At 40.4% G+C, this 8,547-nt stretch carries 10 protein-coding genes; 5 read left to right on the forward strand and 5 right to left on the reverse strand.

Annotation, left to right across the window (positions count from 1 at the left end; all coding sequences use genetic code 11):
- Positions 1 to 222: 222 nt before the first annotated feature.
- Together H9653_RS11925 and H9653_RS11930 are read right to left on the reverse strand one after the other, a co-directional pair.
- Positions 223 to 1,128 (reverse strand): LysR family transcriptional regulator, encoded by a 906-nt coding sequence (locus H9653_RS11925; RefSeq protein ID WP_191692531.1) that lies wholly within the window; start codon positions 1,126 to 1,128, stop codon positions 223 to 225.
- A 157-nt stretch (positions 1,129 to 1,285) separates the two neighbouring features.
- The gene (locus tag H9653_RS11930; protein ID WP_191692532.1) at positions 1,286 to 1,897 is read right to left on the reverse strand and encodes a YceI family protein; all 612 of its coding nucleotides are present in this window, start codon (positions 1,895 to 1,897) and stop codon (positions 1,286 to 1,288) included.
- A 435-nt stretch (positions 1,898 to 2,332) separates the two neighbouring features.
- On the opposite strand from H9653_RS11930, the gene H9653_RS11935 reads away from it, so the two are divergent.
- Together H9653_RS11935 and H9653_RS11940 are read left to right on the forward strand one after the other, a co-directional pair.
- Positions 2,333 to 2,683, forward strand: a complete 351-nt coding sequence (locus tag H9653_RS11935; RefSeq protein ID WP_225211752.1) for a DoxX family protein — start codon at positions 2,333 to 2,335, stop codon at positions 2,681 to 2,683.
- 150 nt (positions 2,684 to 2,833) lie between these two features.
- Positions 2,834 to 3,541 carry a YoaK family protein gene (locus H9653_RS11940; RefSeq protein WP_191692537.1) on the forward strand — a complete coding sequence of 236 codons (708 nt, stop codon included), beginning with the start codon at positions 2,834 to 2,836 and terminating at the stop codon, positions 3,539 to 3,541.
- A gap of 110 nt (positions 3,542 to 3,651) precedes the next feature.
- On the opposite strand, the gene H9653_RS11945 is transcribed toward H9653_RS11940, so the two are convergent.
- Positions 3,652 to 4,002: a GNAT family N-acetyltransferase gene (locus H9653_RS11945; RefSeq protein ID WP_225211753.1), complete on the reverse strand. Its 351-nt coding sequence runs from the start codon at positions 4,000 to 4,002 to the stop codon at positions 3,652 to 3,654.
- 324 nt (positions 4,003 to 4,326) lie between these two features.
- Here H9653_RS11945 and H9653_RS11950 point away from each other — a divergent pair, with 324 nt between their 5' ends.
- The 3 genes from H9653_RS11950 to H9653_RS11960 all read left to right on the forward strand — a co-directional run bounded on the left by H9653_RS11950 (position 4,327) and on the right by H9653_RS11960 (position 6,877).
- Complete coding sequence (locus H9653_RS11950) at positions 4,327 to 5,040, forward strand: pirin family protein (RefSeq protein ID WP_191692533.1); 714 nt, start codon at positions 4,327 to 4,329, stop codon at positions 5,038 to 5,040.
- 90 nt (positions 5,041 to 5,130) lie between these two features.
- A complete protein-coding gene (locus H9653_RS11955) occupies positions 5,131 to 6,069 on the forward strand; it encodes a pirin family protein (RefSeq protein ID WP_191692534.1) in 939 nt (312 codons plus the stop codon).
- A 196-nt stretch (positions 6,070 to 6,265) separates the two neighbouring features.
- Complete coding sequence (locus H9653_RS11960; protein WP_191692535.1) at positions 6,266 to 6,877, forward strand: nitroreductase family protein; 612 nt, start codon at positions 6,266 to 6,268, stop codon at positions 6,875 to 6,877.
- 116 nt (positions 6,878 to 6,993) lie between these two features.
- On the opposite strand, the gene H9653_RS11965 is transcribed toward H9653_RS11960, so the two are convergent.
- Together H9653_RS11965 and pnuC are read right to left on the reverse strand one after the other, a co-directional pair.
- Complete coding sequence (locus H9653_RS11965) at positions 6,994 to 7,443, reverse strand: Mpo1 family 2-hydroxy fatty acid dioxygenase (RefSeq protein ID WP_144296691.1); 450 nt, start codon at positions 7,441 to 7,443, stop codon at positions 6,994 to 6,996.
- A 159-nt stretch (positions 7,444 to 7,602) separates the two neighbouring features.
- Positions 7,603 to 8,361: a nicotinamide riboside transporter PnuC gene (gene pnuC, locus H9653_RS11970; protein WP_191692536.1), complete on the reverse strand. Its 759-nt coding sequence runs from the start codon at positions 8,359 to 8,361 to the stop codon at positions 7,603 to 7,605.
- Positions 8,362 to 8,547: the final 186 nt, after the last annotated feature.

Genomic DNA, 8,547 nt, shown 5'->3' on the forward strand with positions numbered 1-8,547 from the left:
ATACTTTTAAGAACTTGCATACGAAAATCTAGTGAGTAAGTCATAATCTTTATGATAACAATTGGATTTAATAATTATTTTATAACACTTTTAGGTAGGATTGACTATAAATCCATGTCGCATCTCCTTATGACTGATGGATAACTTAAAATCATACTAGCAGTATAGTTTTAGAATTTATAGCGACTTAAAAAAACTGCTCAGTGTGCCAAATTGGTTTTATTAGAATTTATCCCAATAAGGGTCATCACCAAAACGCTCGGCAATAAAATCAATGAGATAGCGACAGCGCTGCGACAAAAAGCGATTTTTCGGGTAGACCGCATAAGCGTTTAAAGTGGGCAGTTGGTACTGCTGCATAATGGGCACCAGCTTACCACTGGCTAGGGTTTTATAAGTGATGAAATTGGGCAAAAAAGCAATACCGTGTCCCTTTACCGCCATATCGCGCAAAAAATCGCCGTTATTGACTTTTATTTTTGAATTGATAGCGACTTGATGTTTTTTGCCTTGCTCGTTTATCAGCTCTATCGTGCTAGATTTACTCAGACCGTATTGTAAAAACGCATGCTTGGCCAAATCTTCTATGGTTTTTGGCGTGCCTATTCTAGTCAGATATTCAGGACTTGCACATAAGGTATAACGAATCAGCGCCAGACGTTTGGCTTGATAACTTGAATCTTGCAGCTCTCTAATCCGAATCGCTAATTCAAAGCCTTCTTCGACCAAATCGGTATGGCGGTCAGAAAAGTTTAATTCAAAGTTCAGATTGGGGTGCTGATTGGCATATTCATCGATGACATCGTTTAAGTGCATCAAGCCAAATGACAAAGGTGCAGTCATTTTTAAGGTGCCCTCGATACGTGTCGGCGCGCCACTGGTTTCCTCGTTTAGCGCGTCCACTTCGCTGAGGATATTACTTACCTTTTGGTAATATTGCTCGCCAGCTTGGGTTAAGTTTGATTGGCGCGTGGTACGGCTAATCAGTTGACTGCCCAAACGCGTCTCTAAATCCTTGAGTCGGCGGCTCACTGCTGATTTAGCAATATTAAGTTGCTCGGCGGCCTTGGTAATGCTACCCGCTTCGACTATACGCACAAACATCGCCATATCTTCTAGTTGTCCCATCTTAGCTACCTCCTTACTGTTATTTGGCTGTTATTATTTAGCGGTTAATCATATAAAAAATAAAAGACCGAGTTAAAAACCCAGTCTTTTTATCAATAACGCCAAATAGTTTAGACTGTGTTCCGTATAAAATACGGTTTAAAGTCGTCAAGCCGTCTTATTTAAGATCGGCTTTTTTACTGCCTTCTACTTGAACGACCAGTTTAATGTCTTTCATCATGCCGCCATCGGTAAAGGTATTGATACCCCATTTGGTTCTATCAATCGTGGTTTCAAAATCACCACCGCACGCTTCAGCTTTTAATAAAGGACTGTCATAACAGTTAAATTTAGTGGCTGTTAAAGTGATTGGATGCGTCTGACCTAGCAGGGTTAAATCGCCTTTGACCGCTTTGACTTTATCGCCGTCAAATTCCCACTTAGTCGATTTAAAATAAGCGGTTGGGTGTTCTTTTACATTGAAGAAATCGGCAGATTTAAGGTGACCATCAAACGCTTTAATACCTGTGCTCAAGCTGCCCATCGGGATGGTAATACCGACAAAGCCTTTTTTCTCTTTAGGCGCGTACTCAAGCGTACCCGATAGATTATAAAAGCCGCCAGCGTTGGTCGTGGTACCAAAGTGATCGACGAAGAAACGTACGGCGGTATGTTTGGAATCAAGCTCATAAGTCGCAGCGTGACCTAGTGTGCTAAGCAAACCAAGCATACCGATAGCAGCAAAAGTAATTGCGCGGTTTGTTTTTTTAATAGAATTTATAGTGATCATAAATCATCCTTTTTAGGTGAGTAAGTAGAAGCTAGCGTTAAGTATGTCTTACATAATAACATGATGAGTGTAGCAAAAAATTAGGATATTAAACGCTAAATGGCATCGAAAAATGTTTCTTTCTGTGGCGCTTATCTCTAGCGTCTAATAGTATGGCTAAAATGCTAACTGTCTTAATAGTTAGCATAAATAGCACGTAACGCTATTGTCGTTTTTAATATTGTACCAGTAGAATTGCTATTTGACTGTTCTCTAAAAGAGAACTTATATTTGCGATTATCTTGGTTTATCTGCTATTAAGCAACGACTACAATAATGCCATCATTTAATCGAACAAAAGTCTTTTGGGTAAAATTTTTATAATGATGACTTTTATGTTATTGGAGAATACTTGTGGATAAGCTGTAAGAGCTGAGCGCCCCAATTGGTCGCTTATTGTTATCGATGATCTTTATCTTTTCTGGCTTTACCAAAATTACTGGCTACGCGGCCACCCAAGGTTACATGGAATCGATGGGCGTACCTGGTATGCTATTGCCTTTGGTCATTGCTGTTGAGCTGCTTGGCGGTATCGCAATTTTATTAGGCTTCAAAGCGCGCTTGGTGGCGATTTTAATGGCTGGTTTTAGCATTGTGTCGGCGCTACTTTTCCATCAATTTTGGATTGATGAATCACAAATGAACCCATTTATGAAAAACATTGCCATGGCAGGCGGTTTCTTGATGATTTTTGTTCATGGACCAGGCGTATATTCAATTGATAACAGTCATACGCGCAGAATCTAGTAGAGTAAATGGTTTAGACAATATCGTCTTATAATCATAATCAAGGAGCCCCTATGAGCGCATCCATAAATATCGCATTAACTATCGGTAGTTTGCGAAAAGAATCCATCAATCGTAAATTTGCAGGCCAGTCGTAGCGTGCCTAATCTTATCTCTACAGAGACTGCCAAGCTGCCCAGCTTTTGGCAACGTCATCAAACGCCCGTACTTTTAACAGTGGTCGGCGGCGCGATTGATACCATTGGTTTTATCACCTTGTTTGGTTTTTTTACTGCCCATGTCACGGGTAACTTGGTGATGGCGGGTAGTGGCTTGGTAAAAGGTGAAGCGGGTCTATGGATTAAACTTGCTGCTTTGCCGCTGTTTATTTTAACGGTTATGCTCACCAAGATATTTATTGACCGCAGTAAAAATAAACAACTGACGCTAAGTCACTTATTTTTAGCAGAAGCGGCTTTTTTGACCGCATTTATGGTGGCTGGGCTTTATTATCAGCCGTTTGTTAATGCTGGCGATATTACCGTGGCAATAACAGGTGGACTCGGTCTCATTGCACTGGCGATTCGTAATACGGCTAGCAAGACAGTGATTAAGCACATGAGCCCAACGGTATTGATGACTGGAAATACCACGCAATTGGGCATCAACCTGACCGATTATTTGGTCAATCGCACTACTGATAATGGTAAAAAACTGGCACACAGCTCAGTATTGGTGTTTAGCTTTTTAGTTGGCGCGTTAGTCGGTGCGCTGCTATATATGCAGCTGAGTTTTTGGGCTGTAGGTTTGTTTGTATTGCCGGTGCTGTATTTATCAGTGATGGCACGCGATAAAGAATTCTTAGCGCATATTGCTTAAGGAATACTACCAATAAAAAATCTCACCTAAACCATTGCCAATAAAAAACGCCCTAGCTTTATGGATAGGGCTTTTTTTTGCTTGCTGGTTAAGCACTTATGTATCGCTATTTAAGCCTTAGCGTTATGAAATACTGAATTGTCTTGGTACTCTGGATGCTTGTCGATATAGGACTTTACATAAGAACAAGTTGGTTTCACCCGCAGGTTTTTCGCCGCTGCATCATCCAAAATATATTTGACCAGATACCCTGCAATACCTTGACCACCTAACTCTGCTGGCACTTCGGTATGTTTGTATTCAATACCTTTTTCGCCGGCACTCGTGGTGAAAAATTCATAATCCTCTAAAGCGATTTTGTCATCGATATGAATCTCAAAACGCTTTTTCTCGGTATTATTAATGACTTCATAATGTAATGGTTGTTTATTTTTCATATCTGTCTTTGCCATATCTGACATGGTTAAATTTCCTTATATCGTATGATTAACATTTTCTAGACTTAATTTACACCTGCTCGCGTTACTTCTTTCATAACATTTTTATCGTAACTTTGGTCATAGTAACAGCTCATGCTAGTTGTACTGTTATGAGTATACAGGGTTCTGTTATAAATATATTACCTTACCTTTATGACGATATTGTTCTAAAAATAAGAATAGTCAATTGCGAATATCGTTGTTTATCTGTTAGTAGACAACAATTATAATAGTTTCATTGTTTAAACGAGTTAATGAATGTCAAATTCTAAAGCAGTTTAACTTATTAATAATTAAGGATACATTATGAGAACCATCTATCATGCAGCAGATTCTCGTGGCGATGCCAACCATGGTTGGCTAAAGAGCAAACATACCTTTAGCTTTGCCAATTATCACAATCCAGAACGTATGGGCTTTGGGGCGCTACGTGTTATTAATGATGATTTTGTCATCGCAGGTCAGGGTTTTGGTAAACATTCACATCGCGATATGGAAATTATCAGCATTCCTTTATCAGGCAAGCTCGGTCACGGCGATAACATCGGTAATAATGGCATCATTGAAACCGGTGAAATCCAAGTCATGTCGGCGGGCACGGGTATCACCCACAGTGAAATGAACGCCGATGACCATGAAGCGGTGAGTTTTTTACAGATTTGGGTCATTCCAAACAAAATGAACGCTGAGCCTCGTTATCAGCAAATCCGTATGGATGAATTGATGAAGCCAAATGCGTTTAACCAAATTTTATCGCCTAATAGCGATGATGCAGGCGTGTGGATTCATCAAGATGCTTGGTTTAGCATGGGTGATTTTGATAAAGGCGTGACAGAGACATATCAGCTTAAAAATCCTAACAATGGCGTCTATATTTTTGTCATTAGCGGTAAAGTCGTTATAAACGGTAACACTTTGGATACCCGCGATGGTCTAGGTGTTTGGGATACCAAGAACTTTACGATGGATGTCCTCGATGGTGCTAAAGTATTACTAATGGAAGTACCTATAAACTTTTAAGACTAAATGAGCTTTTAATGCCAAATAATAGACATTAATTTTTATCTTTTGGTCACACTAGATTCTATATCACATCATAAGAGGTAAATTATGAGTATTGAAACCCTAGAGCCGCGCTTAGCAGATGTGGGCGGCATTCCCATTGCTCGTCTGTTACCCAATAAAGGTAAGCAGCCAATTGGTGCTTGGTGCTTTCTAGACCATGCAGGTCCTGCTGAATTTAGCGAAGATGAAAGCGGTATGCAAGTCGGTCGTCATCCGCACACCAACCTGCAAACCTTTAGCTGGATGCTAAATGGTGAAGTACTGCACAAAGACAGCTTGGGTAATAAGCAAGTGATTACCAAAAACCAAGTCAACGTCATGACAGCAGGTACTGGCCTTACCCAAGGTATCAGTCATACAGAGCAGAGCGTTTTTCCTGATACCGGTGGTTCGGCAGATGCCGCTCGTGGTCTAAGTATGGTACAACTGTGGATTGCGCTACCGACCGATCAACAAATCGAACGCAGTTTCCACCATTATCCAGAGCTACCGACATGGCGTGAAGATAACGTCGAGATGGTATTGACGACGGGCAGCTATGACAGCGTCACAGGTAAGCGCTATGAAGCGCCAACCATTCAGTACTCAAAAATGGTCGGTATCGACGTTTACTTTTTAGAGGATGGTGAAGTTACGCTTAACCTAGAACCGGGTTTTGAATATGGTATCTTGGTGACAGAAGGACAGATTGAGTCTGAAGGCAAAATTTGTGAGCAAGATCAATTGTTCCGCTTCCACGATAGCGACGTTGCCAATAATAAAAGCATCAAGCTAGTCGCCAAAAAAGGCACCCGTGTGATGTTTATCGGCGGTGAGCCATTAAACAATCAAGTGCTGCTGTGGTGGAACTTTGTCGCCGACAACAAAGAAGAGATTGAGCAATCTATCATCGACTGGAACAACGGTCATGAGCGTTTTGGTAATATCGACTCAGACATGAAACGCTTGCCAGCACCAGAATTACCGCAAGGCTTTAAAGGTTAGTTTGTTTAGTTTATTTTGGTTTTCATAAACTATTAATAAGATATAATTACAAAAAGGAAGTATTGATTAAGGTTAATCTTTCTTATAATACAGCAGATTTGTTGATAGTACGGTTGCTTGGTATTACCCATTAATCGTACTCGTATTCATTAGCTTCTAATCACTAATATTCCTAATAAATAATATGGAGAAAACTATGTCAGACCTAAAAACATTAGAGAAATTGGCAGAAAAACGTCGTTCAGTTTATGCTTTGAGCGATCAATTACCCGTTACAAATGATGAAATCGTCAAGTTGGTTGAACATGCGGTTTTACATACGCCATCGTCATTTAACTCGCAATCAACGCGTATCGCTGTTTTGTTTGGTGACGACCATAACAAGCTTTGGCAATTAACCGAAGATACCCTACACGATATCGTCGATAACGAAGAGCAATTTGCGGCGACCAAGCAAAAAATGGATGGCTTTAAAGCAGGTGCTGGTACTATCTTGTTTTTTGAAGATCATAGCGTCGTCAGAGACATGCAAGCTGCTGCGCCTTTGTATGCAGACAAATTTCCAATTTGGGCGCACCAAACCAATGCGATGCACCAGTACATTATTTGGACGGCGTTAGCCAGTATTGATGTCGGCGCCAACTTACAGCATTACAATCCTATTATCGATAAAAAAGTCGCTGAAGAGTGGAATATCGATGAGCAATGGGAGATGAACGCGCAATTGGTATTTGGCGCTATCGAACAACCCGCAGGCGACAAGGAATTTAAGCCTGTCGAAGAGCGTATGAAAGTATTTGGTAAATAAGCTATTTTTTAAAATAGCTAGCAATTAGAAAGAGCGCCACTCAATGGATTATTGGGTGGCGCTTTTTCAACTGTGTTAAACGGAAAAGTTAAAATAGTAGCAGCATTAAATACCGTTTATTGAGCTTTTTTACGGCGCATCAAGCTATTAGCTACCCATGCTGGACCAATCAGCAAGAACTGCAAATCTTCAAAGAAAGACGGTTTTTTGCCTTCAATTTTATGGCCAACAAATTGTCCAATCCAAGCAACCACAAAGATAGCTGCCCAAACCTTAAAGCCCCACGGCAGTAGCGTCATCACTGATAAGCAAATAAGAATAAATATGCCCATTGCCAAAAACAGCGGCGTCGATAAACGCATATAAAATATTAAAACTAAGGCGCTCATCACCAAGGTGAACCAGACCGATAGCGACATGCCCATGCCTAAGATACTGACAAAAATGGTTGGAACACAGAGCCAATGGATTTTTTTATTGACTAGGTTTTGATGGCTGACAGAATATTCACTGAGCCATTGCTCAAGTGTGCGTTTTGACATACGGCCTTGACGGGTACGAGACATACTAACCTCCTTGTTAGCGAATAAATTTATTCTTACCAGTTGTAGCACTAATTGGCACAACCTGCCATTTTATCTGGTAAACCGCACAGTCAAAACATACTATCTTATTAACCTCATTTGTCTGTTTTTCAACTTTTTATGTTTTACCAAAATTATCCCTTAACGTACAGGTTGGGTTGACTCTCTAGAGTCTTGCTCGCTGCGATACCATTCATACAGTCCGACAAATGAATTAACTTGGTAAACCATGGTTTGAATGGCAAAGATATAATTGCCCGACATTAGGTTAACGGTTAGCCAAACGAAATTGGATAAAATCCATAACCACCAGTTAAATGAATAACGCAGAATCATCGCTGCCTGCGCAGTGATAGACAGCACAAAAGCGATAACATTAATCCAAAAGAAAGAGATAAAGCCCAAAAACTTACTATTATCATCTTCAACGACGGCGTAACCATAGCTGGCAAGTAAGTTATTTACTGTAGGAAACAGCGCCAAACCGATGACCATAAAAGTGATGGTTAATAGCCAAATCCAGCGACTGGCAGATTTGGGCACCATATCGCCATCGTCGTCGGTATGCTTGGACCAATAAAAAATCCCATAAAGATGACTAAAAAAGTTAAATAACGGTGCGAGCATCAAACCAACGGCGCCAGAAGTCGCTTGAACCACAAATTCACCTGCGGTCGCCGCCATTCCAAAACCATTACCTAGAATATTTTTGCGGAACGATAATGACACCACGCAAATCAAACCGATAAATGACACGGCTAAATAAAACCAATCAAGGGTATTGTGTTCGGTGGTCAGCCAAAAGCCTGCTGATAAAGCAATGACACCGCAGATAAACCATAGGACAATCCATTGTATCGCCCATTTGCCGGTGATGTTGTCTAGAAGCTGAATACGCATAACGTCTTTTTCCTCAAAGTATGGAAGCTATTATCGTTTTTTTTCTTATTTTAGAGTTATTCTTTTAACCGTATTTTTTCTATGGTTTTTTTAAGTTTGTTATTTACCATAACCCCAGTTCGGGATAAGCCACATTGTAACTCATTGATACTATTTACAATGTGGCTACCTGCCCCTTCTGAGGCA

It is taken from the genome of Psychrobacter communis (assembly GCF_014836505.1).
Lineage (GTDB): Bacteria > Pseudomonadota > Gammaproteobacteria > Pseudomonadales > Moraxellaceae > Psychrobacter > Psychrobacter faecalis.